At 35.3% G+C, this 25,886-nt stretch carries 20 protein-coding genes and 4 pseudogenes; 7 read left to right on the top strand and 17 right to left on the bottom strand.

Annotated elements, in window-relative coordinates; genetic code table 11:
- Nucleotides 1-6: 6 nt before the first annotated feature.
- Nucleotides 7-1,131 (top strand): AbrB family transcriptional regulator, encoded by a 1,125-nt coding sequence (locus BW986_RS15475; protein WP_076368763.1) that lies wholly within the window; start codon nt 7-9, stop codon nt 1,129-1,131.
- A 399-nt stretch (nt 1,132-1,530) separates the two neighbouring features.
- Nucleotides 1,531-2,853, top strand: a complete 1,323-nt coding sequence (locus tag BW986_RS15470) for a CitMHS family transporter (protein ID WP_076368762.1) — start codon at nt 1,531-1,533, stop codon at nt 2,851-2,853.
- A gap of 628 nt (nt 2,854-3,481) precedes the next feature.
- Here BW986_RS15470 and BW986_RS15465 read toward each other — a convergent pair.
- Nucleotides 3,482-3,919: an ATP-binding cassette domain-containing protein gene (locus BW986_RS15465; protein ID WP_081395646.1), complete on the bottom strand. Its 438-nt coding sequence runs from the start codon at nt 3,917-3,919 to the stop codon at nt 3,482-3,484.
- 261 nt (nt 3,920-4,180) lie between these two features.
- On the opposite strand from BW986_RS15465, the gene BW986_RS29630 reads away from it, so the two are divergent.
- A complete protein-coding gene (locus tag BW986_RS29630) occupies nt 4,181-4,327 on the top strand; it encodes a BH0509 family protein (protein ID WP_142244631.1) in 147 nt (48 codons plus the stop codon).
- Between the two features lie 1,004 nt (nt 4,328-5,331).
- The gene (locus tag BW986_RS15460; protein WP_076368761.1) at nt 5,332-6,105 is read left to right on the top strand and encodes a GntR family transcriptional regulator; all 774 of its coding nucleotides are present in this window, start codon (nt 5,332-5,334) and stop codon (nt 6,103-6,105) included.
- A 198-nt stretch (nt 6,106-6,303) separates the two neighbouring features.
- On the opposite strand, the gene BW986_RS15455 is transcribed toward BW986_RS15460, so the two are convergent.
- From BW986_RS15455 to BW986_RS15440, 4 genes are read right to left on the bottom strand one after another with little or no spacing between them, the layout of a single operon-like run.
- Nucleotides 6,304-7,101 carry a fumarylacetoacetate hydrolase family protein gene (locus BW986_RS15455; RefSeq protein ID WP_081395645.1) on the bottom strand — a complete coding sequence of 266 codons (798 nt, stop codon included), beginning with the start codon at nt 7,099-7,101 and terminating at the stop codon, nt 6,304-6,306.
- A 20-nt stretch (nt 7,102-7,121) separates the two neighbouring features.
- The gene (gene ttdB, locus BW986_RS15450; protein ID WP_076368760.1) at nt 7,122-7,733 is read right to left on the bottom strand and encodes a L(+)-tartrate dehydratase subunit beta; all 612 of its coding nucleotides are present in this window, start codon (nt 7,731-7,733) and stop codon (nt 7,122-7,124) included.
- Nucleotides 7,730-8,641, bottom strand: coding sequence for a L(+)-tartrate dehydratase subunit alpha (gene ttdA, locus BW986_RS15445; RefSeq protein WP_260320866.1), 912 nt, complete (start codon nt 8,639-8,641; stop codon nt 7,730-7,732). The genes ttdB and ttdA overlap by 4 nt, the downstream gene beginning before the upstream one ends.
- Nucleotides 8,638-8,961: a hypothetical protein gene (locus tag BW986_RS15440; RefSeq protein ID WP_076368759.1), complete on the bottom strand. Its 324-nt coding sequence runs from the start codon at nt 8,959-8,961 to the stop codon at nt 8,638-8,640. The genes ttdA and BW986_RS15440 overlap by 4 nt, the downstream gene beginning before the upstream one ends.
- Before the next feature lie 712 nt (nt 8,962-9,673).
- Between BW986_RS15440 and BW986_RS15435 the strand changes: the two genes are divergently transcribed.
- Entirely contained in the window at nt 9,674-11,038 is a 1,365-nt protein-coding gene (locus BW986_RS15435) for a citrate:proton symporter (protein WP_076368758.1), read from the top strand.
- Between the two features lie 627 nt (nt 11,039-11,665).
- Here the strand turns inward: BW986_RS15435 and BW986_RS15430 are convergent.
- The 4 genes and pseudogenes from BW986_RS15430 to BW986_RS15415 form a co-directional block, all read right to left on the bottom strand.
- Nucleotides 11,666-13,435: a sigma 54-interacting transcriptional regulator gene (locus BW986_RS15430; protein ID WP_076368757.1), complete on the bottom strand. Its 1,770-nt coding sequence runs from the start codon at nt 13,433-13,435 to the stop codon at nt 11,666-11,668.
- 100 nt (nt 13,436-13,535) lie between these two features.
- The gene (locus BW986_RS15425) at nt 13,536-14,030 is read right to left on the bottom strand and encodes a prolyl-tRNA synthetase associated domain-containing protein (protein ID WP_076368756.1); all 495 of its coding nucleotides are present in this window, start codon (nt 14,028-14,030) and stop codon (nt 13,536-13,538) included.
- Nucleotides 14,031-14,072: 42 nt separating this feature from the next.
- Nucleotides 14,073-15,474, bottom strand: a pseudogene (locus BW986_RS15420) (amino acid permease).
- Between the two features lie 171 nt (nt 15,475-15,645).
- The gene (locus tag BW986_RS15415; protein ID WP_221408322.1) at nt 15,646-16,710 is read right to left on the bottom strand and encodes an ornithine cyclodeaminase family protein; all 1,065 of its coding nucleotides are present in this window, start codon (nt 16,708-16,710) and stop codon (nt 15,646-15,648) included.
- A gap of 389 nt (nt 16,711-17,099) precedes the next feature.
- Here BW986_RS15415 and BW986_RS15410 point away from each other — a divergent pair.
- Nucleotides 17,100-17,279 (top strand): annotated as a pseudogene (locus BW986_RS15410) (IS4 family transposase); the annotation flags it as partial.
- A 572-nt stretch (nt 17,280-17,851) separates the two neighbouring features.
- On the opposite strand, the gene BW986_RS15405 reads toward BW986_RS15410, so the two are convergent.
- The 7 genes from BW986_RS15405 to BW986_RS15375 form a co-directional block, all read right to left on the bottom strand.
- Nucleotides 17,852-18,115 (bottom strand): phosphocarrier protein HPr, encoded by a 264-nt coding sequence (locus BW986_RS15405; RefSeq protein WP_076368754.1) that lies wholly within the window; start codon nt 18,113-18,115, stop codon nt 17,852-17,854.
- Between the two features lie 188 nt (nt 18,116-18,303).
- On the bottom strand, nt 18,304-18,942 hold the full coding sequence (locus BW986_RS15400; RefSeq protein ID WP_076368753.1) for a P-loop nucleotide/nucleoside kinase family protein: 639 nt from the start codon (nt 18,940-18,942) through the stop codon (nt 18,304-18,306).
- A gap of 116 nt (nt 18,943-19,058) precedes the next feature.
- Entirely contained in the window at nt 19,059-19,925 is an 867-nt protein-coding gene (locus BW986_RS15395) for a class II fructose-bisphosphate aldolase (protein ID WP_076368752.1), read from the bottom strand.
- Between the two features lie 42 nt (nt 19,926-19,967).
- The gene (locus BW986_RS15390; protein ID WP_076368751.1) at nt 19,968-20,366 is read right to left on the bottom strand and encodes a hypothetical protein; all 399 of its coding nucleotides are present in this window, start codon (nt 20,364-20,366) and stop codon (nt 19,968-19,970) included.
- Nucleotides 20,367-20,396: 30 nt separating this feature from the next.
- Nucleotides 20,397-21,686 (bottom strand): PTS sugar transporter subunit IIC, encoded by a 1,290-nt coding sequence (locus tag BW986_RS15385; protein ID WP_057915490.1) that lies wholly within the window; start codon nt 21,684-21,686, stop codon nt 20,397-20,399.
- Nucleotides 21,687-21,723: 37 nt separating this feature from the next.
- Entirely contained in the window at nt 21,724-22,032 is a 309-nt protein-coding gene (locus BW986_RS15380) for a PTS sugar transporter subunit IIB (protein WP_076368750.1), read from the bottom strand.
- Nucleotides 22,033-22,093: 61 nt separating this feature from the next.
- Nucleotides 22,094-24,208: a BglG family transcription antiterminator gene (locus BW986_RS15375; RefSeq protein ID WP_076368749.1), complete on the bottom strand. Its 2,115-nt coding sequence runs from the start codon at nt 24,206-24,208 to the stop codon at nt 22,094-22,096.
- 281 nt (nt 24,209-24,489) lie between these two features.
- Here BW986_RS15375 and BW986_RS30755 point away from each other — a divergent pair.
- Nucleotides 24,490-24,882 (top strand): annotated as a pseudogene (locus BW986_RS30755) (AAA family ATPase); the annotation flags it as partial.
- Nucleotides 24,883-25,132: 250 nt separating this feature from the next.
- Here the strand turns inward: BW986_RS30755 and BW986_RS30750 are convergent.
- A pseudogene (locus BW986_RS30750) lies at nt 25,133-25,525 on the bottom strand (GH32 C-terminal domain-containing protein); the annotation flags it as partial.
- Nucleotides 25,526-25,886 lie beyond the last annotated feature (361 nt).

Raw genomic sequence — 25,886 nt, 5'->3', positions numbered from 1 at the left:
ATTAATATGAAAAAGTGGGATTTAAATAATGCAAGCAAGACAATCCAATTTTCTGCTGCACTTCTAACTGCTTTTATTGGAGGCGGCCTTTTCTCTCTTATCAAGTTGCCAATCCCCTGGCTTCTAGGTCCAATGGCAGCCCTATTAATTGCATCACGTTTCAAAAACGTTAAATTAATTTGGCCCGTTTCGATGAGAAATACTGGATTGATTATTGTAGGTTATTCAATTGGCATCTCTTTTACCAAGAGCTCACTGTCTGACATGATTAGACACCTTCCCTCAATGTTGATCCTTACAACCTTAATTGTCCTTGTGTGTGTATGTTCGGCTTTTTTTATGTCAAAATACTCCGGCGTTGACTATCCTACCTCCTTAACGAGTAGTATTCCTGGAGGTTTGTCACAAATTGTTGTGTTTGCAGAAGAAATGAAAGGTATTGATATTACGACAGTAACCTTTTTCCATGTTACAAGAGTGATAATGGTTGTTTTCTTAGTTCCCCTTTTAATTTTCAGTCCTATTTTTGCAGCGAAAAGTACCAATGACTCATCTAAAATAATGGATAACGTTATTCCAGAGTGGAGTGATTTATTTCCTCTTATCTTTCTGTTCGCGCTTATTTGTTTCCTCGCAGCAAGAATAGGTAAAATAATCAGATTACCAGCTCCTTACTTTTTAGGACCAGTAATCGTTGCTGCAGCAATTGGCCTTTTTGGTTTGCAGGGACCCCCACTTCCTCCTTCACTTCTTGATATATCTCAATTTATGGTTGGCGGTTATATCGGTTTACTATTAAAACCGGAACAACTTGACAACAAAAGAAAAACCTTATTTTTGGCTTTGATGAATGGACTGATTTTGATTTGCGCAACAATGTTTTTTAGTTTTCTACTGACCCAGTATTATGATTTATCAACTATTACGGGTTTTTTAAGTTTAGCCCCTGGTGGAATGGATCAAATGGGAATCATTGCACAAGAAGTAAATGCTGATGTATCTACTGTTTCCAGCTATCAACTATTTCGGATGGCTTTTATTTATGCCGCAGTGCCTCCATTACTAAGATTGGTATTAAAATTAAGTTTAAGAAAAAAAGACAAGAACAGTAACGTTAAAACTAAATGTTAAATAAAAAAAGGGAGAGCTTTGCTCAAGAACACTGAAAAAGTCTGATTTATAAAGAAAAGAAGGTCATCATCCACAATATTTAGATGATGACCTTCTTTTTAAATACTAAAAATAGCATCAAATTTTAAAAAATTTCTTTATTGTATCACTTATCCCTTGGCTTTCTTTGCTATCCTCCCTAATCTTTTTTTAAGAATAAATTATTTTGATACCAATACAAAAAAAATATGTATTTAACTTATTGTTCTCCCTGTATTACCTTTAATAAAGAAAAGCGCATAAGCATAGTGTAAAACTTATTAATCTACCAGTTAATTTTTCTGAAGAGTCACAAAACTAATTCTTAGTCATCCAGAGATCATTTGAAAGCGCATTCAAAATTTGGGAGGGGATTTAATAATGTTTCTTACAATTTTAGGCATCTCCATGGTTACCGTTTTTACCTATTTAATTATGTCCAAACGTTTATCACCCATTGTTGCTTTAACTTTAGTACCGATCATTTTTGCAGGAGTTGGTGGTTTTGGAAGTAAAATTGGCACTATGATGATGGATGGCATTAAGCTAGTCGCTCCTTCTGCAGCTCTATTATTATTCGCCATATTGTTTTTTGGTATTATGATAGACACGGGCTTATTTGACCCACTTATCAAAAAGTTATTAGAAGTTGTCAAGGGGGATCCTGTCAAAATTTCGATGGGTACCACAATTCTTGCTTTACTCGTGGCCCTAGATGGAGACGGTACAACAACGTATATCATTACTGTCTCAGCTATGTATCCACTTTATAAACGAATCGGTATGAATCCATTAGTTTTAGCCACAGTAGCCATGCTAGCTTTAAGTGTAATGAGTGGCATGACTCCCTGGGGTGGACCTGCTACCCGAGCAATAGCAGTATTGGGACTTGATGCATCCGAATTTTTTGTTCCACTTATTCCTACCATGATTGGTGGTGCCCTTTGGGTTATTTTCGTCGCATTTATTTTAGGGAAAAAAGAACGTAAACGACTTGGTGTAATACACATAGAAGAGTTTAAAAATGAAATAGCTGCTACTGTAGAAAATGAAGCCACTGAAACATATCCTCATATTGACATTAAACGTCCTCATTTTTTGTGGGTTAACTTATTAATTGTGGTAGGCATTATGGTTCTCCTTATTATGGGATTAGTACCTTCCCCCATTTTATTTTTGGTCGGATTCGCTATTGCTTTAATGATTAACTATCCCAATCTGGAAATGCAAAAAAGACGTATCTTAGCGCACTCTGGAAACGCATTAATTGTTGTCCTATTAGTTTTTGCGGCAGGAGTATTTGCAGGAATCTTTTCCGGTACAAAAATGGTTGATGCTATTGCTAATGGACTGGTTGCGATAATACCTGCTTCATTAGGACAGTTTTTTCCTGTTATTGTTGGCATTACAAGTATGCCATTCACTTTCGTTTTATCGAATGATGCCTATTATTTTGGAGTTCTCCCTATTCTTGCAGAAGCAGCTTCAGCCTATAGTATTAGTCCGTTAGAAATTGCTCGGGCTTCTATATTGGGACAACCCGCTCATTTAATGAGTCCGCTTGTTGCATCAACCATTCTATTAGTTGGTATGGTTGATAAAGACCTTGGAGAATATCAGAAATTCGCATACAAATGGGCCATCTTGACATCGTTAATCTTAACAGTATTAGCTATAATTAGTGGTGCTATTTCTTTTATGTAAATGATAAAAGTCCTTGTATACTTATTTGCAAGGACTTTCTGGCATTTTTCGGCTAGATAGTTTTTTGATACAACTTTGTTGTCAGGTAAAGTACCATAATTGAAACCATGAAATAAGATTGGAAAACTGAAGTATTTACTGATATTATGTGGATCTGTTGGATTAGTGCTTGTAAATATTTTTATCATTCATGATGTTAATGTAAAGAATGTCCTTCCATGACTTACTTACCAAGTTCCATTTCTTTTTTCAACCGTTCTACAAAACGCTCATTGATATAAGTACGGACAAACTGGTCCTTTATCCAAATCAATGTCTTTTATAAAAAAAACACCCTCTTAAGACGTTGATCCTCAGGCAAGTTGGACATGCCTGGTTCGCCTCCTCTTCCAGTGAACTTTCAAAATCATTTTTTTTAAAAGGGACAAGGAACAATGCCAAGTATAGTACTCTCTTATAGTGACACCTACCATTCTACATATTGGGATAAATGAAGATGTCCTAACGAGTATGATTATGACTCACTAAATTAAATTATTTAATTAGGCCCTGCAATGGAAAGCAATCTATATCCATCTTGTAGTTTTACCAATACGACTGCTTTACTTTACTCTTCAACATACTAGGTTTATTTTTTTTCAGTTAATAACAGGGATTTAATTCGGATCCAGGGACGCTCATTCTCCCATTCTACTTTGACTGGGACACGAAAGGTCTTTTCTAATAATGATTCGGTTAAAACGTCCCTTTTTTCTCCCTTACCCATAACGTTCCCCGAATTGATTAACATAGCATGGGTTATAGATGGTACAATTTCTTCAATATGATGTGTAACATATAAAATGGTTGGGCCGTTCGGTGCAGCAATCATCTCTTCAATAGATGCTAACAGCTCTTCTTTAGAGTAACTATCCAGTCCATTGCAGGGCTCATCTAAGATTAATAATTGCGGTGAAGACATGAGGGTCCTTGCAATCATTACTTTTCTTTTTTCACCTTGAGAGAGTGTGTGAATGAATTGCGCTGACTCCTTAAGCTTTCGATGGTCAAACTCGAAAAGCAGCATAATCCCCACTTTTTTGTGTCCAACTTATTGAATCAAATCCATAATCCTTAACAAAACACAGGCTTAGGCAATTCGACCTTGCCTCTTTTACTGCTTCAAAGTAAATAGATAAATATCATTTCTATATTATTTCCTGAAAAATCATCTATAAATGATATTTGTTTAATCTCACATTGAGATATATAATCAAAATAAGAAAAAAGAAAGCGTTTTCAATATTTAAATACTTCGTTACTTCTCATACTATAAGGAGGATTTAAAATGAGCCAAGTAGAAAGAAATTCCAAATTGCAGAAATTAATTGAGCAACAAAAATTCAATGAGAAAGAGATTTCCAAGATGACAGATTCACAGATTGAATATTATCACTGGCTCTATTTTGATGACTCTGTTTATGATTATATGTAAATCAAATATAAAATGATAAAAAGCGGGAAAAACATTGATTATTCAGGGTTTCCCGCTTTTACTTTTATCACTTTCTGAAATAATCTAACAACATTTAACAAACTAAACACGTTCGGAATGCCTGAACTCCCACCAAACCGCGGTGGAGGTTTTAATTGTGGTTCTGGTGCAAAGATGATTTCAAAAAAACATAGGACATGAGTTTCTTGCTAACTGGTCGCAAGAAGAATGTAAGCCTAAGTTTTATCTTTACTCCACAAGATGTTCAATATTGTAGCGATATATATGAAATTGGATTATATCTTATTGGTTTTTTGTTCTATCAAATTTTTAAACTTTTAAAGAACAAAAGAAAATAATTCTATTGTTTAATTTAACAAGAAACATAAAGGGATCTTCGTTTGAAGATCCCTTTCAATGTCGATAATTACAATTATGTTAACTAGTTAAATTTCAAACTATGTGTAAAAGTCAGTTACTCCCCTTTTCATCTTCATTTAAGAATGTAAGTACAAATGGTTTCTCATTTAACCAAACATTCATTCCTATGTCCAATTATGCGTAAAACTTAAAATTTTACGCATAATTAGAAGAAATGAATACTCAATTTTAGCAGTAGCTAAACTGGATTTTTCATTCCACTCTTCAGGATCATATCCAGTGGTTATTTTGATGTGAAATAAAGTTTGACCACTTTCTACCTGTGAATCGTCAACCGAGCAAAACATTACGTTTGATATATAAAGGTGATATGTTCTAAAGCAATTTATATGTGTACCTGTACGGGTTATATTTTGATTTGAGGTGGAATTTTCTTTCATTATCACTTATGGCCTATACCCAGATTATCTTTTTTCTATTTTACCAATTGAGGGAGTGATTGTTTTTCTGTTATGATTTTACTTGTAAAGTCATAATATAACCTTGTTAATCATACCTACTCAACAGTATTTGGTTATAGTGTTACATAAAATTTGATATTTGTCGGGATGAGTGATAATGAAATGAATAATCAAAAAACACCTCAAACACCTGATTCTAATGTTAAAAGACTAGATCAGTCTGACATTTCTCTAGTTGTTCGTTCATTTTTATCTAAATTAGATATAAATGGAGAGTCACGATTGCCACAACGTGCTTATCTAGCTATTCGCCATGCGATTCGCCACCTTCAATTACCGCCTGGACAGACTGTGCTAGAGAGGGAGATGACAGAAATCCTGGGCATGAGCAGGACGCCTGTACGTGAATCACTTGTCCGTTTGGAAACGGAAGGATGGGTACGGCTCATACCGCGACGTGGTTTTATTGTTGCGCCACTTGTAGCAGATGATCTTCAACAGATTTATGAAGTGGTGGAAGCGCTGGATGGTGTTGCAGGCAGACTCGCTACCGGTCGTGCTACTCACGAAGAGTTAACCCAACTTGAGCATTTGATTGAAGAACAAGAAAAGGCACTAGAACTTAACGATCTACTTGCATGGACAGACCTTGATGAACAATTTCATAATTACATTGTTGATTTAGCCGAAAACCCACGCCTTAGAGGGATTGTTGACAGTCAGTCTGACCAACTCTATCGCGCACGCTTATACACAATTGGGCTTCGACCAAAGCCAACACGTTCAGTGATTGAACATAAGGCGATTTTAGCAGTCATGCGAGCAGGAGAGCCTGAAGCTGTACGAACTATGTTGCAGTCTCATCGCTATAGAGCACGCAACGAAATTCTAGAGGCTCTTCGATCTTTGCCTCCGTTACCAGAAGAGAAACGGTAAATAAGGAGACTTTTCCATGATGTAAGAATCTATTATTATTAATAAAGAAAGGCTGTAGAGATTTCAAAGAAATCAACTACAGCCTTTCTTTATTAGACAGTCGTGTTTAATATTGATCAATCAGTTATGATATGATGCTTATTAATATAAACTAACCAAGTGTTGAATTAACATCCATTAGTTTTCAGTATAATATTTCTATTTTACAAAGTTACAAAGCTTACCAATCTGCTCTACTTCAACAACTACAATATCTCCCGACTTCATTGGACAACTTCCAGAAGGCGAACCAGTAGCCAAAACATCACCTGGTTCTAGTGTCATAACCTGTGAAATCCAACTGATAAGGAAAGGAATTGAAAGGGACATCTGATTAGTATTACCCTCTTGTACGACTTTGCCGTTTAAAGTTGTAACGATTCGTAAATTAGTAGGATCTACACCTTTTACAATACTCGGACCCAACGGGCCAAAGGTATCAAAACCTTTGCCGCGCGTAAACTGGGGATCAGTTTTTGTAAGATCTCTTGCAGTCACATCATTAAATATAGTACAGCCAAAAACATAATCCAATGCTTCTTCTTCTTTTATATTTTTGCCGCGTTTACCAATAACGAGTGCCACTTCCCCCTCCATCTCCACCTGCTTGGTTAGTTCACTAGAGGGAAGAATGATTTCCCCCTGATCTGGAATCACCGAAGATGTAGGTTTTAAAAACAGGAACGGTTCTTTCAGATTTGCCATCCCCCCAGTCTCTTTTGCGTGTTCAACATATGTCCATCCAAAATTAACGACTTTTGAGGGTACTACTGGCTCCAAAATCTTCACATCACTATATTTAACTCTTGATCCATCATATTTTAGTTCATTGTTTACAACTTCAATAAAGTCACTAGACAATTGTAGAATTTCATCATCTTCAACAATTCCGTAATATATTTTTCCGTTATGTTGCTGATAGCGAACTATCGTTTGTGTTTTTTGTAGTACCTGCATGACCACACCAACTCCATAACTTACTTAATGAATCTTACTTGCTTACTGATTAACTCATATTGTTCTTCCTTCTTTTTATTGAACTCCACCTTATTTTCTTCAAAGATGTTATTTCCTTCTGTATCAATGGAAACAATAAGAGGACCGAACTCATTCACTTCACATACCCAAAGAGACTCAGGCATTCCAAGGTCTTTCCAGTGTACTTCTCTAATTTGTTCAACCTTTGTTGCCGCATAAACAGCATTTCCGGCTGGATAGACGAGATGCAGTGCTTTATGATTCTTGCATCCTTCTTCAGTGTTCTTCCCCATTCCACCTTTTCCAACAATAAGTTTGACACCTGTTTCTTTGATAAATTCCTTCTCGAATTTTTCCATTCTCATACTCGTTGTTGGACCAATAGAAACAATCTCGTAATTTTCATTTCCAAGGTCTCTAACAATGGGACCTGCGTGAAATATAGCTTTGCCCTTAAGATCTACAGGTAAAGGGATCTTCTCTTCTATGAGTCTCCTGTGGGCAACATCTCTGCAAGTAACCAGTGTACCTGTTAGGTAGATAATGTCTCCAATTCTTATGTCCTTAAGATCCTCATCTTTTATAGGTGTGGTTAATACTTTTTTACTCATAGTGTTACCCCCTCGTGAGTACTAATTTCATAGTTCAAATTACTGTCAAAGGTGATCTTTCCTCTTCTATGGGACCAGCACCCTGTATTAACTGCAACTCCTATAGTAGAAGGATGTCTTGCCGTATTCACAACATTTACACCCATGACAGATTTAGATCCCTTAAGTCCCTGAGGACCAAGGCCAATAGCGTTAATTCCATCTTCAAGAAGCTTTTCCATCTTAGCAGCATTTTCATTTTCATTACTACTTCCAACAGGTCTCATAAGAGCTTTCTTAGAGTTCATAGCTGCAGTTTCTACAGAAGTACCGACGCCTACACCAACAAGAAGTGGAGGACAGGCATTAATTCCATAACTAGTCATCCGATCGAGTACAAACTTTACCACACCTTCATAGCCTTCACCCGGCATTAGGACCGTCGCCACTCCAGGAAGGGTACAACCTCCTCCTGCCATATAAGTATAGATTTCCACTTTATCACTGTCTTCTGCAATTTCCCAGAAGATGCTTGGTGAACCGTCACCGATGTTCTTTCCTGTATTGTATTCATCAAATGTTTCTACAGAATTGTGTCTCAATGGAGTTTCTTGAGTTGACTTATACACACTATCCTTCAGAATACTATCTAACTGTCCAATCAGGGGGAAGTTCTGTCCGCACTTAACAAAAAACTGGAGAACACCCGTATCCTGACATGAAGGTCTCTTTAACTCATAAGCCAGCTTCTGATTATCAAACATGGTTTTGTATATGATTTTTGCAAGCTTATTATCTTCCTCTTCACTTAGTTCTTTCAGTTTATTTTCCACATCATCAGGAAGTTTGTAGCTGACAAGGGAGACAAACCTTGCCATCAAATCAGTCATCTTTTCTTTTTGCTGTAACTTATCCATAATAACGCTCATAATAACTCTCCTTTTTTATCTTTAATTTTTTTTGTGTAGAAAGGGAAGAAAATTGGTAACTGCCCAAAGTTGTAATGACGGAATTTTCTGTTATTAGTGTCCCGATTCCAGCTATATCGATTGCTATAGCTAACGCGATTGAGCCCACAAATAACAGAATCGTGTTTAAGTTTTTCTAATCCCTTAGCTCCCACCATACGTCCATTTAAGTAATACTCACAACCCCAAAGGAAGAAACCGCTTTCAAAGGAAAAATTTCCCGCCTGATGCTTGAGCAAAATGATCCAGTACATGTAACCATACTGTTTATTTCTTTTCAAATTCCTTCATCAGGGTTAACAACTAGATGCAAAACACGTTTTTCAATCATCGATAGATCTCTTACCACTATCCACATCTCTTTCATGTGAATCAGCTTAATGAATATCTTATGAGCTAATTATTAAATAACGTATACGTTAAAGTCAATAATTTTAATTTATTTTAATAAAATTATTTTTTGAAAAAATATGGTTTGTTGCTTGTATATTATGTAGAATCTCTGTGTTTTTTATAATTGCCACATCGGAAAAGATTAAAAATTCAAAAAGTACATTGACATTAATGTATACATTAACATACAATCAAATTTAGAAATATAGCATTTATACTATTGGATGCGCTTTCAGAAAAATAAGTTCTCATCTGTGATCATTCTTAAGCTGGATAACTTGGATATTAGAAAAAATGACCTATCACACAAAAATTAAAGAAATGGAGGTGTAGATAAAAGAGATCATTTGAGCAACATTGCCCTACCAATTTATTCTCTACATGACACGTTTTGTTTTTTCGAATTATCGTAAGGGATGAACATTTTTGTATACGCTTCCATTGCTAACAAGTTAGTTTCATCAAGTAAACGAATAAGAACCTAGAACCTCATTAAAGGCTTTCCCTTCTGATAAGGCTCTGGATAAAAGATTAGTAATACACTTAACTATTTAAAATTACAAATAATTCAATTTAAACTTTTTATGGGAGCTGGTTTGAATGTTAACATTCCTAGCATTATTAATGATCATTGTATTCATTGTACTACTCTCAAAAAATAAATTATCTGTATTCGGAGCATTAACAATTGTTCCATTTGTTTTTGGAGCAATTGCAACCTTTGTAACGGGTGCTTCCTTTTTAGATCTCTTTGAATGGATTAAAGAAGGTATTTTATTTAGTGTAGATGAAGAAACAGGAAAGGTTTCTACTGGGGTTATTTCACCGGCTATTGTTATCTTATTTGCGGTTTTGTATTTTGGTTTAATGCTTAATGTCGGCTTGTTTGACCCTTTATGCGAATTCTTTATTAAAAAAGCAAAAGGGGATCCATTGAAAGTTACAATGGCAACTGTTTTAACTGCAACAGTAGTCACTATGAATGGTGATACTACTACAACTATTATTATTTGTGTTGCTGCTTTCCTTCAACTTTATAAACAAATGAATATTAAGCTAGTTTATTTAGCTGTAATTATTGTTACCCCTATTGGAATTTTTAATCAGTTACCATGGGGAGGCCCAACAATTGCTGCAAGCACAGCAATGGATGTAAGTATTAGCGAATTGTTTGCAGATTTATTGCCAGGAATGCTAGTTGCTGAAGTATTTGCAATTTTCATGGCTTATTTTATCGGAATAAAGGAAAGAAAACGCTTGAACTTTGATCCTAAGACTGCTAAAGATATTTCACCAGAGCAATTGGAAAGTATGTTAAACGCTATTCGTCTAAAAGATCCTGAATTAAAGAGACCTAAACTATATGCTTTTAATTTGATTTTTACGCTTGCTATTTTAGTTATGCTTGTGATGGATGTCGCACATGGCGGTGTTTTATTTGGTATAGGTGCAGCAATTGCCCTTACGGTAAACTATAAGTCTGCAAGCCTTATTAATGAACGAATTGATGACTTAGCAGCAGATGCTTTAGCACCAGCTTTGGCAACTTTGGCTGCCGGGGTTTTCTCTGGAGTTTTAACAGGTAGTGGAATGTCAACTGCATTAGCAACATCTATTACAGCTATGATCCCAGAATCATTAGGCTCAAATATGGCACCAATCTATGCCTTAATTGCAGCACCTGCAATTACATTTTTACCGCAAGATGCTTTCTACTTTGGGATTGCCGGCGTAATGTCAGATGTTATGGGGCAATATGGAATTTCTGCTAGCGAAGCAGCTGTAGCTTCCATGGTGGGACAGGCATTCCGTCTAATTTCACCAGTTATTCCAGCTCTATATATGTTAGTTGATTCTACGGAGACAAACTTTATAGACTTTCAAAAAAAGTATGTTTTTTATGCTTGGCCCATTATACTTATATACCTAGTTGTTTATACATTAACCGGGGCATTGCCGATTTAGAAAAAAGTCCTTATAAGAGCTTGAGCGAAACAAATATCTTCCATTTCATTGCTACACAAATAGAAGAGTTGACCAATTGTTTTTGGATCCTTCTCTTCTCGAGCACTAAGCGCAAACATGATATAACGTGTGAAAACAATCTTGGTATGAGCTTTTAACGCAATATAACTGCGTGCCTGGACATCCTTTTAGCATTGTTATATTGTACGCAGAATGTAGTTACACAAGGATAAAAGGTGCATACTATCAAACTCTTGTCTCTGCTACTGAATATTAAAGTGTGTTTATTGAAAAAATGTAAAAGGATTACACAAATTAGTCAGGACTAATTTGTGTAATCCTTTATTTTTTATCCAAGCAAAATAAGTTTTAAAAAGTGCAAAATATCTCTAAAAGGGGTACCACCACATCGCCATCAAGTTAAAGTTTTATAACTCCCCCAGAACAAAATATTGGGTTTTCTTATAACAAAGAAGCAAACAAGGAAGCGCATTTTTTGTTTTTGGGGTGACCTGTTTTCTTAGCTTGATGTGCTGTAGTAGCACCCCTTAAAGATTGCTTAAACCTTTGATTGGCTTCAAAAATTCCGAGTCCTTATAAGTGGCAAAATCTAATATTCTACAATACTTATTTAAGGTTATATTTTTTTAAACGATAATGTAGTCGTTGTCTACTCATGCCTAAATCTTCTGCTGCTTTGGCGACATTTCCATTATTTCGCTTAAGGGCAATGATAATGTTTTCTTTTTCCTCTCTTTTAATTTCACCTAAAATGTTAAGATTAGAAGTTCCACTTGCGATACCTGTCTTCATTTCGTTATTCAATTTGAATGAATTTCTTAAATATTGAGGTATATGTTCGAGCCCAATGAAACTTTCATCAATTGAAATTAGATTCATAGCAGATTCAAGACAATGCTTAAGTTGTCGAATGTTTCCAGGCCATTGATAATTATGAAACATATTTAAAACCTGAGGCCGGATTCCTATAACATTTCTGTTCATTGATTTATTGTAGTATTCAATAAAATGTCTGAGAAGAAGCTGTATGTCATCTAAACGCTCTCGAAGAGGAGGAATTGGTAAATAAATTACTGCCAGACGATAAAACAAATCATTTCTCAATTTTCCTTGTTCAATAGCTTCTATAGGTTCTATGTTACAACTGCTAATAATTCGCACGTCAACAGAGGTTTCGTGATTACCGCCCAATTTCATCACCTTCTTTTCTTGCAACACTCTAAGTAGTTTACTTTGTAAGGTTAGTGACATTGAATTGATTTCATCCAAAAACAATGTTCCTCCATTAGCTTGTTCAACTAAGCCCTTTCTATCAACTGCACCTGTAAAAGCGCCTTTAGTAGTTCCAAAAAGTATTCCTTCTAGAAGGCTTTCCGGTATAGCTGCACAATTTATTGCCAAAAATGGCCCTTTGGATCGCTTGCTAGCCATATGAATGCTTTGAGTAAACATTTCTTTACCGGTTCCTGTTTCACCAAAAATGAATACTGGTGATTCACTATGAGCAGCCATTCTTCCTAATTTAATACTCTCCAAAATATGGTCATTTTCCCCTAAAATCTCATTAAACGTAAAATGACTATCTTTAATAGAGTGTTTTGATTTATTTCCATTCTGATTAGGCGTTCCATTATATAGCTTTAGTAATTTATCGGAAGTTTCTTTGAATTTTATAAAATCTTTTGTAATAGCGACTGCACCGAAAAGATTTCCATTAGAATACAACGGTATAGCGCTTGCAACTATACTTACATATTTCCCATTATGCGTTACATAATTTTGATATCTATCTAAAATAGGTTTTCTATCTTTAACTGCTTTTAAGACTAAAGAAGATTCTTCTGTTAAGTCATATACATCCAGCCAGTGTTTTTCTAAAATATCTTCAGATTTATAACCGTCCAATTTTTCTTGTGCAGAATTAATAAAACGGATAGAGCCACTTACATCAGCAACGTGTATTCCTTCATCAATGGAATTTAGTACATTTTCGTACATTTCATTTAACCATTTTATTTCCTTATACTCATGAGTAAGTTTTACGTCAATATTATTTTCGTCAATATTATTTTCTGTTACAAGGAAAATTTCTAAATGGTTATTCCCTTCCATAACTACATTTTTTCTTAATATAACGTCTTTTTTCATAGACGTAATATGATATTGCACAAATTCCTTGTTATTTAATTGAATTCCGGGCATCAATTCTTCCAAAGTCAAACCTATGATTTCCTTCTCTAATTGGCCTGTTATTTTTTGCAATATATGATTGCATTTTTCAATTTTCCCTTGACTGTTTATAATAGCAATTCCATCTTGAACATTATTGAAAAGAATATTGAACAAGGTATGATAAAGTGAATCTTTTTTGTGCATTATCGTTCACTCCTTAGATTTAATCAGCCATTTAACATTTGAATTTTGATTAAGGGGCGGTTATCGATCATTTTATCATCCTTGTTCGGAATTACGAAAACTAAAATTTCACATAAGAAGTAGGATTGTTTGTCCAAACGAGCAACCTTCGGAAGTCTCGAACTGAAAGGTTGATGGTTGCTGTATTCACATTAGGGTGAAAGTTAATTGTGTCCTTATCAAGCAAATCACTGTCTAATACTACATGTACATGCTTATTCATGTCATTAATCAATCCTAAAGGACCGACTGCCCCAGGATTAACGTTCAAATGTTTATTTAATCTATCTGAAGAAGCCAAACTCAAACTAGTGCTATCTATAAGCTGAGATAATCTTTTTAAGTCTACATATCTGGCTTCTGATACAATCACTAGAAAGTGTTGGTCTCCTTTTCGATTTCGCAAAAACAAATTTTTACAATGTTCTCCGGGAATAAAAGTATCCAAATTACGGATTTCTTCAACTGTAAAAACAGGCACATGTTCATACCTTGTATAGGAAATATTAAGTTGGTCTAAAATATCATACACCGTTTGTTCCTGCTCAACTTTCATGTTGTTCTTTTCTCCTTTTAAATAGTTATTTATCTCAATTGTTCAAAGATCTAATTTTCGATTTTTTTCTGATACTTCATTGCTAATGGTCGGTTTTACCTCTGAATACCTCGAACGCCTTATTCCATACATAATTAGTACAATTACAAGTGAAACTAAACTCATTATCAATTGAGAAACCATTTCTGAGTTTGTAGCCATCAAAACGAGGATAGCTAAAATGCTTAGAATGGTGAAATATGTCAAATAGGGATACGCCCACATTCGTACTTGCAACTCTGACTGTTCTTTTTCCAAACGAGCACGCATACGAAGCTGTGCAATAGCAACCAACAAGTAAACGAACAACACTACAGTACCACTTGAGTTTATAAGAAACTTGAATACTAACTCTGGCGAATAGTAGGCTGCAATGATCGCCAGATAACCAAAAACTGTTCCAAAGAGAAGCCTTAACGGGGGCACCATTTCGATTAAGAGAAACAAACATCCGCGGTGCATCCCCCTTATTGGCTAATCCAAACAGCATTCTCGAAGAAATATACAACCCTGAATTCAAGCAGGAAAGCAGGGCGGTTAACACTACGAAGTTCATTATTTGGTCTGCGCCGGGAATGCCAAGAAATTTGATAACGCTTACATATGGACTACCAATAATTCCTGCATGATTCCAAGGTAAAACACAAATGATGATAAATATGGAACCTACATAAAAAAGCATAATCCTCCAAATAACGGATTTAATTGCTTTCGCAATGGCTTCTTTAGGATTCACTGACTCTGCTGCGGTAATGGTGACGATTTCTGTACCAATAACGGCAAACATAACAGGAACAATTCCTTGAAAGATAGATGCAATACCGTGCGGCGCAAATCCACCATGAGTGGTTAAATTTTCAAAACTAAGCACTTTATCAGGCCACAATCCTAGTATATAGGCCATTCCTACAGTTAAAAATAAGATGATAGCCGTTACCTTAATAGAAGCAAACCAAAATTCAACTTCACCAAAGGATTTTACGGAAAAGATATTGGTCAAGGTCATGAGAATCAATAAGCCTAAGCTCATTGCCCAAACTGGAATACTAGGAAACCAATAATGTAAAATACCGGCTGCTCCTACAGCTTCGGCTGCAACGGCAATAACCCAGAAGTACCAGTACAACCATCCAACTGTAAATCCACCCCAATTTCCTAATGCTAAGCGTACATGTTCTGAAAAGGAACTTGCATGTGGGTTAGCAGTAGCCATTTCTCCAAGCATACGTGCTACAAACATTGCTAATATACCAGCTAGAAGATAACTGATAACAGCAGCTGGTCCAGTAGAATGAATGACAGCTCCACTCCCAACAAAAATACCAGCACCGATGACTCCTCCTATAGTAATCATCGTCACGTGTCGGGTTTTTAATTGTTTCTGAAGTTGTACGTTTTGTGCCATAGTTATCCTCCTATAGTAACCCCATCTTCTAATCCTTCATGCTCATGTTGGTTTCAAGTTTTTAATCCGAGTATCTAAGAAATATAAGTATATGTAGTTATGTTTGATTTTCTATTCCCTAAGGGGAATAGAAGTAATACAAACATAACTACCGATGACTGTCAGCTTTTCTTATAGTGTTAATTTCTTACCTACTTGATTTACTAATGCGCGGTTAAATATTTCTCTCCCAACTACTATGTCACATACAGCGATTCCTATATTGCTACAAACGATCAATTCTTCTTTCGATTCTCTGCCTTTTTTAACTCCGGCAAGGATTTCTCCTGTTTCACATTGGATGCTTGGTAACCCATTCGGGAAATATCCCATGTCATTAAATAATTCATGTTCTTCTCTACTGTCAACAATGTACTTATCAGCTCTTTTAGATATTTCCGGATCCCAGAATGTGTTGAGATCACATGGTAAAATGGTTTGTCCTCTTGATATCCACTCATTTTTAACCACTGAAAGGGGTTCTTTTAATATAACCGTCGCAGAACTTAAAACTTCACAACTTTTGGTTACCGCTTCAGGACTTTTTCCTTTAACAATTTCTACATCAATTTTAGGTTGAACCTCTTTAATTAAGCGATCCATTGCGTCTTCTCTCACATCATAAACATAAATCTTTTTTAATTTTTTTAACGTATGTCCAATATATTTAACATGTTCGATCCCTTGAATTCCACATCCGAACATTCCAAAAGTTTCAGCATCTGGATGTAAAGCCTGAGCTGTTAGGGCTGTCACAGCAGGAGTTCTCTTGGACGTAATCCATGCGGAGTCCATCAATGCAATCGGGCAACCGGAAGATACATCGTTGAGTACTAGAAGCCCTGTAGTTTGTGGCAAATCAAATTTACTTGGATTAGATGGGTAACACTCGATCCATTTCATACCAACTGCATTTTTCGATGGCACATAGGCAGGCATCGCATGATAAAAGACTTCTTGATAAGGATGTACGCCAATTTTAGCAGGCATTTCGTATTCTTTTTTACCATGTGCAACTAAAGCATCTTTTGTCAGATTAAGAATTTCTTCCTCATTAATTCCAATTCCAATAACCTCTTTTTGAGTTAAATATAACATCTCTTTTCCAATCTCCAGTGTTTCTGAAACCCATTTGCGATCTGAAATTACATCCATATTGTCTCCTCTTAACTTGTTTTTGCTCTTAATGTTTTCCAATATTATGTCTCCTCTCAACTTGTAATTCTCCTTTACATTTGCTAGGCAATCATATGTAAAGGGTTTCAATTTATATAATGCAATTTACGTGCCAAGTTATGAGCACATGGATAGGAGGAATGTTATCTTCAATTGTTAAAAGGGTTGTAAATCTTGTATTTACAGGGGTTATAAGAGATTTCATAAAAACAGAAAAAATACTTTTCTAAATTTAAGAGGGGTATCAATCATGTGTTTTTACTTACTAATAGATTTGACATTTTATACATTTTGTACTTTTTATACATTTTAGACGGTCGTACAAGGTTAGCGAAGTTAAAATCATACCCTCAAAATGAAAAAACGCTATGCTTATCGTAAGATGTTTACGAGAAAGGATGGCGTTTTTGATGAATCCTATCATTTCAAATGGACTGAATCTTTTCGCACAAGAACTACAGTACTTTTTATCTCCAGTAGTCCTACAAGATATCGCCAAACAAGTTGGCTTTGTATAGCGATCTAGTAAGTATCAAGCAAACGAACTCATTGCCCTTTGCGTATGGCTTAGTCAAGAAATCGCTAGCACACTTTAATACAGCAGTACCAGATTCAGTTCTCACCCGATTTTTCGATTAAAATTACAGATGAATAAGAAATATATAGTAATAGATAATTTATTAGTCTATTACTTATTTATTGCACATCTTTTTCTTATGCGACATAAAACTGGGATGATATTTTACTTGATGTTATTGAACTCCCTTAGTTTGATCCGAATATCTCTCGAATGCTCACTTATTCACAGGATTTGGTAGTAATCCTTAAGCAGAAATATATATAAAAGTATAGTTTAAGGAGAGATCAGGTTCTTATTTGCTATTCAACAAACAGGGCGTTATCTACAGTATGTTTTTCCAGCATTTGTGCAATGTTTTTAAATGAAGATTTCATTCTAGGCGGATGACAGTGAAGGAAATATATGAGGCGACTGGGATTTCGGGTGCCACTTTGTATCGCTCAATTAAATAAGAGCAAACCCATTAACGATTTGCTCCAGAGAAATATTTTTATTAAGGGAATGCCTTTGATTTAGCTAAATTTATTATTCGCATATTCCATTCAAGGGAGTATTTTTAGATTATCGAATTTGAAACTGATTTTATACACCTAGGCCTTCTGTTTTCATCATTTCATCAATATTAGATAGCGCTTCTTCTGCATCATCGCCTTGAGCAATTATTTTAATTGTTTCTCCCTGCGGGATTCCTAGCGACATTACACCCAAAATTGATTTTAAGTCTACCTGTTTTCTTTTATACTCAAGGATCACATCTGAAGAAAATGGCTTAACCATACTAACTAATAAGGTCGCAGGTCTTGCATGAATTCCAGAATCGCTAATTATTGAATATATTTTTTCAATTTTATTCCTCCATCTTTAAAAAACTCTTTTATTTTATAAGTGAAGAAATTCGATAATTCTCTTACTTTGTCAGGACATTCTCTACAGTTAAATCGAATCCTTCAAGCCCTTAAATTCTGCACCAAGGGTTATATGCTCAAAGAGATGAATAATATTAATGAGATTAAAAAGCCCCTAAGTTTTGGATTTTAAAATTCTTTGCTAGTTCCAGAAATGTACATTTTAATGTACCCCAGTCTTATATCTTCCAACAACATAGAATAATTCACTTTTGTATAATCTGATACATCCACTTCATATAAAGTTCCTAATTCAAACGTGTCATATCCTCTAGTTGTACATCTTTTTATAAATTCCTCATAGTTCAATAAGTTATCTGCAATACTTCTATCAGCTAACTTATCCCCTTTTTTGTAGGAAGTTACGATATGACTCAAATGCCTTGTCGGATCCAAATCTCGTTTTTTTTGTCGTTCAAACAATACATCTAAATCTGCAATTAACCGAATAGTAACAACCTCATAACTATATCTTTCTACTAATTGCTGAATATGAGGCTTTTGTTTTTGACTAAAAGGATAATCAGACATAATATTGCTACCTACTTGCATTTGCTTTTCCATTATTTCAAAGTACTTCGCCCATGCTATCTTTTCTATCTTCTGCTTTTCTTCTAGATTACGATAACCATACATATCACAATAATATTCTTTCAAGTCATCCTGAGAAAGATTATAAAATGACCCTAATTTACTATGGATGATATTACTTAAATAGGTTTTTCCTGTTCCTGGTAAACCTGCTAATAAGATTAAGACTTTCTCCATCTTACCACCTCATCATCTAACGAATAAAGAAAGAGTACAAGGAATTCCTAGTACTCTCTTTATTAGACACATCTTCTCCAACCCTTATGAAAAAGACTAATGAACTTTTTATGTCATTATTTTAATTGGAGGGTACGGTCTTCTTTATTCATGAAGATTCCAATTTTATGTTTGACAATTTCTTTTACTGCCTGATTACATGGAATAATATTATGTCGTAATGATTTCGTTACTTTTGTTTCTCCGAATGTTTCTTTCGCTGTTTTCGTCCATGTTACTAACAACTCAGTACCTACATTAAATTTACGAATCCCGTTATTAATTAATTCATGTACATCCATTTCATTAACACCTGTACCCCCATGAATAACTAAAGGTACATCTACTACAGCGTTGATTTCTTTTAATAGTGGTAGATTTACTTCTGTTTTAGATTTATATTGACCATGATTAGTACCAATGGCAATGGCCAAAGCATCTACCCCTGTTGCTTTAACAAACTCTTCTGCATCTTTTGGGTCAGTATAAACCTTATCATTCTCATCTACATGAATTCCTTCTTCAGTACCGCCAATAGTCCCTAGTTCGCCCTCTACTGAAACACCATATTTGTGTGCATATTCTACTACTGCTCTTGTTTTCATAATGTTCTCTTTGAATGGTAAATGAGAACCATCAAACATCACTGATGTATATCCTTTATGGATTGCCTCTTTAATATCATCAAAATCCCTTGCATGGTCTAAATGCAATACCACATCTACCATTTCATTTGTGGCCATCGTTTTACATACAGCAACAATATTTTCATGACCAATATATTTCGCAGTATCTATACTTGTTTGAATAATAATTGGTGCTCCTTGCTCTTTTGCTGCACGGATCATATCAGGTAACATCTCTAAATTATGTGCATTAAATGAACCAACTGTATAATTCAATTCTTCAGCCCTAAGTGTTACTTCTTTTAATGTTGTATACATGATCAATTACTCTCCCTTTATACTAATCTTTTATTTTCTTCCTTATCGAACACCACGCGTAACCTCTTTAGAAACTTGCATCATTTGATCCATTTTCTTTAGATATATCTGTAATAATTCTTCATTATTCACCTTTGCTGCTTCTGCACGCTTCTTGTTATAAAGTTTTAATAAAGTTTTGTAACCATTACCTAATGACTTTTTGGCCTGAATACTTTTTTCTAACGAATCAATAGCATGATCTTCTTCACCAAGTTCATTAAATGCTAAACCAATCTCCTCATAAATTTTTGCTTGTTTTTCTCCAGCTGCTTGATTTACTTCTTCTTTTTTTAAGGAAATGGTACGTAATAACTCTTCTTTTCGTTCAACTGTTAACAATACCACTTCGATTGTTTCTTTTTTCGGTTCTTTAGGTTTTTTCTTTCCAAATCCAAACATTACTTGAGCCTCCTTTTCTCTACCTACATCCTAGAAAGCTTTTAAAAGTGGACCAATGAGCCATGCATATAATAAAGCAGCTGTTACTGTATCAACATCTGTTGCTGTTGCATTGACAAACCCCATAGAATTGAATGTCGTTACTAATAGTGCTGGTAATAATGTAATGAAGAAACCATGTACAACACCACCAATAATTGCTCCACGAATACCACCTGTTAAGTTACCAAATATACCGGCGGTACCCCCCGCGAAGAAAGCTGTAAGCATACCTGGTAAGATCATCGCCAACCCGAAGACAGGTAATACAAACATTGCAATAATCGAACCTATAGTAGTTGTGATAAACCCTACAATGACTGCATTAGGGCTAAATGGGAATAGGACTGGACAATCTAATGCAGGTATTGCATTTGGGACCAACCGCATGGCAATCCCTCTAAATGCCGGAACAATTTCACCTAGTAATAAGCGAACTCCTGCTAATAATACATACACTCCAACTACGAATTGGATAGATTGTAAGAACGCAAACATTAAATAATTGGTATCTCCTGATAATGTAGAAGCGAACTTTTCACCTGCAAACGCTGCTGTAATAATATAAAGAGGGGTCATTACCACCATTAAAGATAGATAGGTATCTTGTAAGAATTCAAATTGAGCTGGTAATTTCAAATCTTCAACAGATTTTTTCTTTTCGCCTTTTCCCCCAACTAGTTTCGCTACACCTGCTTCAAACACATACCCAACCGTACAAAAGTGTCCTAAAGCAATATCATCCATACCAGTAATCTTACGAACAAATGGTTGTGCAATCGCGGGCATAGCTACCGCAAATACGCCCCCAATGAAACCGCCTACTAAAATCAATGCAACACCACGTAAACCTGCAAAGTAACCAAATACTGTTGTCATAGTAGCCATCCAAAGAATTGCCTGACCAGTTAAAAAGATGTATTTCCATTTAGTGAACCGGGCAATGATAATATTAAAAACAAAGATAGCTAAGAAAGTTAGTGCGATATCACGACCCAATCCTAACTCATTCATTGCTTGGCCATTAATAGCTTCAATCGAAGGAATAATCCCTTGCATATGGAAACCCTCTGTAAAAATATGACCGAAATAGACTAAACTACCAACAATAATGCTAGAACCTGCTGACAATACCATAAACCCTAACATCGTCTTTAAAGAACCAGAAATAACTTGCCCTGTTGATTTCTTTTGCAAAATTAACCCCAACATAGCAATCAACGCGATTGTGACAGATGCCTGTGTCAAAATATTCTCGATAATAAAGTTAACTACACTCATTTTTTCCCACCCCATCTCTAGCTATCTCTATTTATTTTTAAGCTAAAACGCCTTTTTCCCTTAATACCGGGGTGATTTTTTCTTCAATCTCTGCCTTAGATACAATATTTCTCAAATAAACAATTGTCGTTTGTTTAGGATCAACTGAAAATTTCTCGAATTGGGATTTGAAATTCTGTGCCGTAATAATAATATCGGGTTTTACTGAAACAGCAGACGAGATATCACTATGATCTAGCTTGGCGTTGACACCTAACTTGGTTAATACATCCTCTGCCGACATTTGACAAGCAAAACTGCTTCCTAAACCTGCTCCACATACAAATAATATATTTACTTTTTTCATTTCGCTCTCTCCTCATTTTTCAATTTTGGGATTATATACTTATCAATTGCTTTTAAAACTGTTACTTTCTCTCCACCACTTCACTACCATATAAAACTTGATTAAACATGTTTACATCTTGTGCTGTAATTAACAGGTCTAATTTCTCTTCATCATTAATTAACTCAATCAGATTTTTCATCACATTTAGATGAGAATAAGAATCCACTGCGGCTAGACAAAAAACAATTTTTACCGGATCATTATCCGGATTTCCGAAATTAATCGGTTCCTTTAACGTCATGACACTAATGCCTAATTTGTTTACTCCATCTTCCGGCCTTGCGTGTGCTAACGCTAAATGCTTCCCTACTACTATATAAGGCCCATACTCTTCAACAGATTTAATCATGGCGTTTACATATCGCTCTTCAATGACCTCTTCTGTTAACAATACCTGGGCAGATTTCGTAATCGCCTCTTTCCAGTCTTTACATTCTTGCTTTAGTAGAATGTTGGAATCCCTCAAAATATCCTGCAACATCGGCTGTATCTCCCTTGTATTAATTTTTAAATGATGTTCTTTAAAAGTATCTTCTACTTTGTGATAGCTTTCCTTTGTTACCTTACCGCCGCTTTCTACAATTAACATCAAAATATCCTGCATTAGCTGTGTGGCATCTAACTTATTGGAAACGATCCTTCTCTTATTCTTATTTTTGAGTAAAAAATCTTTAATTTCCTTCTTGTCACTTTCTCTTAATATTGGATTAAGCAATAATACAGGTTTTCTTGGATAATCAATTGAAATGGTCATAAAAACTAAATCAACATCCAGCTTGTCAATAAAGGCTAATTCATAAGAACTCAATATCGCAACAATCTCGATATTGAAATGCTCTTTCAAATTCGCAGCCAACAGCTTTCCAGTTGAAATCCCATGATTACAAAGCACAACCGCCTGATAAACATATTGTTCTTTCTGCTTTATCTGGCTGGCAGACGTTGAAAAATAAACGGTCAAAAAACCGATTTCATCTTCTGATAATGTTTTTTTGATGTAGTCCTCTATTTGCTTACTAAAGCAAGTGACTGCCTGATAAATCTCGGCATAGGACTCCTTAATAGTGTCTTTCAATGGATTAAATACCTGTAAATCGTTCTTCGCCCTGCTTAATAACCCTGTGATATGCCTATACAAACCTTCATACAAATCTTCTTCTCTCTGAGAAAAGGGGATTCTGGTTACTTTTTCTACATGCTCAATTAATTGGATAGTTAATAATTGTGCGGTAACCCAATCGAATGAATTATTCATATCTTTTGGATTAAACGATTCGATTGTAAAGGTAGTATATTTAATTTCATTTAATGATGGATACAAACCAAACTCCATACAGATGGAATCGACAAAATTTCTGACAGGATCTTCTTTTATCTCGGCTCTAACTTTGGCTAATTCCCTAAGGGTATTTCCTTCTTGCAACCGCCTTACCCATATACCTAAAAAAAGAATGCTTTGATTCCGGTATACATGATTAATCTCAACTCTGGACTTTTCAAAGACTTCGTCATAATGTTCTCCAATGACCCTCAATGCATTTGTATCCAAATAATCAAGAACAAATTGATCTGCAAAAGTATTCACTGTATCTATATCTCGATACTCCATTAGTTTAGCGATATCTGTCATACTGTTAATCACATCGTATAACATAGTGCGTATTGATCGTTCATCGCCTTTTAATACAATACCTTGCTTCGTTAAACTCACTACAGAAATACCATATTCCTTTAAAAATTGACGAAGTCTTCTCATATCCTCATCCAATGTACTTTTCGATACCTGCAGTTTTTCTTCCATTTCAAAGAGCATTGTCGTTCTTGTGGTATCGGCAATATCTAAAAGCAAGGCAAGAAAACGTTCATTGGGCCGATAATAATCTGTTTCTCTGTCATCACCAATTTTGGACAGGAGCTTTTCGCGATCCACATCAGATAGGTCTAACTTCAACCCTTTTCCTCTACTCGTCGTAATTGATGGATAATTATTTTCTGCCAGATATTTATTAATCAGGACCAATTCGTTTCGAAAAGTACGCTCACTAATATTGAACTCTTTACTTAAATCCTCACAAGTCAAAAAGGTATTTACTGTCAAAAATCTGGTAAGTACTCGTTGAGTCCGGTCTTTCATGATAGTAACTCCTTTCATAATTTTATTATAAGTCGCAATATTCAAATAGTTTAGTACATCTTATTGCAACTTCAATTTGCAAAAATGTAAGCGTTAACACTTTTGAATCAAACTATAAATCAAATATCCATCGAAAAAAGATGTATCTCTTATAGGGGTACAGACACATACCCATCAAGCTAACACCAATGAGTACTTAAAGTAGATCCATTTTTACAAAACAATCGTTCATACCACTAAAGAAATACCTGCCAAATGAGCCTTAGATAGGTCATTTTGCTTTTGAAGGGATTCACTTAATTATGGTGGATGAAATCGATCGACTGAAACTGTAACACTTAGAGCAACTTCGTGACATCTATGATCAACATGACCTAGCCATGATATTCATCGGGATGCCAGGGATTGAAAAAAGGTTAGCGATATCCCCAGCTTTACTCCCGCATTGGTTTTGCTCATGAATTTTAGAAACTCATTAAAGACGAGATGCACCATATTTTAGAATATAAATGGGGTGAATTAGGTATCTCCATTAATCGAGAGGACTTTTCCGATTACGAGGCGCTCACAATCATCATGAAAGTCATAAACGGTAACTTTACCGTCTATTTACTCAAATTGAACGTATCCTCGAAATCAAGCACCTTACATCCATTACCACCGAAGTAGTATAGGCTGCACGAAATAGCTTAGTGATTGGACATAATTAATGAAGAACCCCAGCTAAACTTCTCATATGAAGGTAGCTAGGGTTAAAAGTTGGATGTGCAAATTATCACTTAAAACACGCGCAATATATCGCTAAACGTATGTTTTGCGCGAAATGTTGGTGGTACGCCTTTTAGTAAATGTTCATATTTGAAGAGTCATTTCTTATAAAGAATGTATGTGTACACATATGAAAGGTATCTGCCAAGATGAGGTTCAATTAATCGAATCAAAGTGTGTAACCTTCACATTCTTAAAGATCGCTTTGCCTCCCTCGGAGAAGAGAGTAATTCCTTTATCTTCAGCATGAGGGAATATTAAGTTTGAATAAGCAGCCTTTCCATCATCCACAAAAACTTCAATACTCGTTTTATCGACGAGAATCTTTAAATGAACCTTCTTCTTACTCGCATCAAATGGTGCAGTACTTTCAACGAACTGATTCGTTTCGTCAGGTTGATCTGTGAATGCTCGATTGACATAAGTGTAATTTTCTTCTGCAAAAACGCCTACGTCAACGTGGCGTTTTTGATCATCTGACTCCCTGAGCCTGAATCCTGCATTATTAAAATCCGACCATGTGAGATCTGCCTCTATTTGATATGCATCTATTTTAAAACCAAGATTTAATCCTTTTTGGAAACCTAAATGAAAACAACAAAACAGTGCATCCCGAAAATTGGGATGCACTGTTTTGTTGTTTGTTCGAAAGATAACTGGCTTTATTTCTCTTAATGTTATACAGTTTTGAGCGATAGCAGCCTTTGTTTTGACTTCACCTGTTTTAAATGTCTTTCCAAGTTTACTGTAATCATTGTGGTAATAATAGTAAGTAGCTCCAATTTCACCAGACCCCCACTTCTTCACAACTATAACATCCTTAAGTCCATTGATACTAGGAATCGTTTCTACTCTGGCGGCGAAAAATAGGAGATTTAATTTAAAAAGAATCATGAATCTATATTGTGAT

This window comes from Peribacillus simplex (assembly GCF_900156045.1).
Classification (GTDB): Bacteria; Bacillota; Bacilli; order Bacillales; family DSM-1321; genus Peribacillus; species Peribacillus simplex_D.
This window is presented reverse-complemented; position numbering and strand designations above follow the sequence as displayed.